Origin of the sequence: Lamprobacter sp. (genome assembly GCF_034860625.1) — a bacterium.
Classification (GTDB): domain Bacteria; phylum Pseudomonadota; class Gammaproteobacteria; order Chromatiales; family Chromatiaceae; genus Lamprobacter.
Genome location: NZ_JAYESN010000425.1, coordinates 1 through 1,914, shown reverse-complemented (window position 1 = coordinate 1,914; position 1,914 = coordinate 1). Strand labels below are relative to the sequence as shown.

Here is a 1,914-nt window from a genome sequence, read left to right as displayed (position 1 = left end):
AGGCCGGTGTCGGCATCCAACAGGCGCAGGCCGGGTTGGATGAGCTGGCGCAGGAAGGCGTGCTCGGGCTCGGGCCAGGCTTCGACCTCCAGCAGTGTGAGGGTGAGCGGGTTGTCGAGGTCGGCCGGGACGTTGACCTGGAGGCCGGTGTTGAGGTGGAGGGTCCAGTGGTGTGGCACGGTGACCTCGGCCTGCTGTTCGGACAAGCGGGCTGCATTGGGTTTTGGGTTGGGTGCGATAGAAAGCATGCAGCGTTTAGTTGCGGTGCCAGCGCGTTTGGAAGGCGAGCGCGATCAGGAATGTTCGGCGTTCCTTATGGTGGCGTGGCATGTTTTTAAACATCTTGAAGGCTTGGTCGGCAGTTTCCAGGAGCGTGAGGACATCATCTCGAGAGAAACGATAGCGGGCGTCGTAGTCTGCATCGTGACGCGCCTGCTGGAGTTCGACGAATGCACCAGCGATGATCTGGATGTCTCGTGCTGGAGCCTGGGGAAAGAGATCAGCGAGCCGAACGGGTGGCTGTTTGGGCTGCCATTTCGCGAGCGCTTGGCACACATTCTTCATCTCTTTGTGCTGGAAGGCTCGTCGGACTTTGTTGCGGAGGTGTTCGCAGTCACTGCCGGTGACAAGATCCTGGCTGGCGGCCTCAACGAGTTGGTGGAACAAGGCGTAGTAGGCGGCTGACACCGCACGGCGCAAACTCGCTTGTCGTGGGCGCTTGGGCTCTCGCGTTGCCAGCATGTGGGCTTGCTCCAAGAGGTCCGCAGCGAGGGTCATGCCTGCTCCAGAGCAGGGTTGTCAGCCGGGTTTTCTAGGCGAACGTAGGTCCAGAGATTTGGAACCTGTTGGGAGACCACGGCCTGGACCTTTCTCTTGCAATCTAAAAGCTGTTGCCGCTGACGGGGTTGTTGCGCCGCCCCTGGTTGAACCGTGAGCCAGACCCAGATGGCCTCCTCTCCGTTGGCGTCCTGACCGGGCATGACACGGAAGTGGATGACCTCAGTGGGCCAGTCAAGGTTTTTTAGCGCCGTTTCAATGGTTTCGATTGATGAAGGCATCGTTTGATTGTGCTTGCTGGCGTGACGGGGTTGTTCGAGCAGGGTCAGGGTGACTGGGTTGTCAAGGTCGGCCGGGACGTTGACCTTGAGGCCGTTGCTGAGGTTGAGGGTCCAGTGGGGTTGCACGCTGGCTCAGTCCCGCGGTTGCGGTATGGATTGCGCGGTGAGCCAGGTCTCAAGGTCGGCGGTGGCGCTGAAGTCGAGGAGTGCTTCGATGAGGTCTTCGAGTTGGTCGACGGATAGCGCCTGCACGCGCGCTTGTTGCGCCTTGCTCAGCGTGCCGAGGCGGCGGCGCAGGAGGCGCAGGGCCATCCGTTGGGCTTCGCCCTTGCGGCCTTCTTCCCGCCAAATTGGCTGGTTTTTGGCGACAATCTCCCGATAGGCGCGGGTCTGTTCGAGTGGGGTCTGTTCGAGTGGGGTCAGTTCACCAAGCATGACGAGGATCTCCTCTAGGGTCTGGTCCTGAAAGCGCGCCATCAGCCAGGATTGGAAGACATCGAGGCAGTGGCGCCGGGTGGTGTCGGACAGCGGGGCTTGTTGAATCTGACCATAGGCGATGGGGGCTTGTTCGCGCAAGCGCGCCGGGTCTTCGATCAGATAGGGCAGGAAGGTAGCCAGCAAGGGGTGCTCAGGCTGGGTCTGGCTGAGCTGCTTGAGCACTTCGATGAGGTAGACGCGGCGGATCGGGAGTTCGGGGTCGCGGGCGATGGCGATGGCGCTGTGCCAGGGTTCGGTCTTCGGGTCGTGCTCGGGGCTGAGGAACAGCAGCAGTCCACGGACGGGTTGCTCGGGGCGGCGTTCGCCGAGCAAACCCATGTCGATCAGCAGGCGATGGTAGATGCTGTCGTCTTTCTGA

General features: G+C 61.4%; 4 protein-coding genes. 1 reads left to right on the top strand and 3 read right to left on the bottom strand.

Annotated features, from left to right (window positions below):
- On the bottom strand, positions 1 to 248 hold a 248-nt coding region (locus VBE63_RS28400; RefSeq protein ID WP_323686334.1), incomplete at its 3' end, for a hypothetical protein.
- On the opposite strand from VBE63_RS28400, the gene VBE63_RS28395 reads away from it, so the two are divergent.
- On the top strand, positions 247 to 684 hold the full coding sequence (locus tag VBE63_RS28395; RefSeq protein WP_323686333.1) for a hypothetical protein: 438 nt from the start codon (positions 247 to 249) through the stop codon (positions 682 to 684). The genes VBE63_RS28400 and VBE63_RS28395 overlap by 2 nt on opposite strands.
- 89 nt (positions 685 to 773) lie before the next feature.
- Here the strand turns inward: VBE63_RS28395 and VBE63_RS28390 are convergent, their stop codons facing one another.
- Together VBE63_RS28390 and VBE63_RS28385 are read right to left on the bottom strand one after the other, a co-directional pair.
- Positions 774 to 1,184 carry a hypothetical protein gene (locus VBE63_RS28390; protein WP_323686332.1) on the bottom strand — a complete coding sequence of 137 codons (411 nt, stop codon included), beginning with the start codon at positions 1,182 to 1,184 and terminating at the stop codon, positions 774 to 776.
- A 6-nt stretch (positions 1,185 to 1,190) separates the two neighbouring features.
- Positions 1,191 to 1,914, bottom strand: a 724-nt coding sequence (locus tag VBE63_RS28385) for a DUF4351 domain-containing protein (RefSeq protein WP_323686331.1), incomplete at its 5' end; no start/stop codon positions are given.